The organism is Sphingomonas sp. CCH5-D11, from assembly GCF_001557395.1.
Taxonomy (GTDB): domain Bacteria; phylum Pseudomonadota; class Alphaproteobacteria; order Sphingomonadales; family Sphingomonadaceae; genus Sphingomonas.
The window spans coordinates 1-438 of record NZ_LSKH01000154.1 but is presented as its reverse complement, the minus strand read 5'-3'; the positions used below and the strand labels follow the sequence as shown (position 1 = coordinate 438).

The following is a 438-nucleotide window of genomic DNA, read 5'->3' as shown; positions in this document are numbered from 1 at the left end:
CTGACGCTGACGCTGACGCCGACGCGGATGCGGATGCGGATGCTGATGCCGACGCCGACGCCGACGCGGATGCCGACGCTGATGCGGACGCTGATGCGGACGCTGATGCCGACGCTGATGCTGATGCTGATGCCGACGCGGATGCTGACGCTGACGCTGATGCAGATGCCGACGCGGACGCTGACGCTGACGCTGACGCGGACGCGGACGCTGATGCCGACGCTGATGCGGACGCTGATGCCGACGCTGATGCTGATGCCGACGCGGATGCTGACGCTGACGCTGACGCTGACGCTGATGCTGACGCTGATGCCGACGCCGACGCCGATGCGGACGCTGACGCTGACGCTGATGCTGATGCCGACGCCGACGCGGATGCTGACGCCGACGCAGACGCGGATGCTGACGCTGACGCAGATGCCGACGCTGACGCCGATG

General features: G+C 67.8%; 1 protein-coding gene. It reads left to right on the top strand.

Annotation, left to right across the window (positions count from 1 at the left end; all coding sequences use genetic code 11):
* A partial coding sequence (locus AX702_RS09995; RefSeq protein WP_197420555.1) for a hypothetical protein occupies window positions 1-438 on the top strand: 438 nt, incomplete at both ends.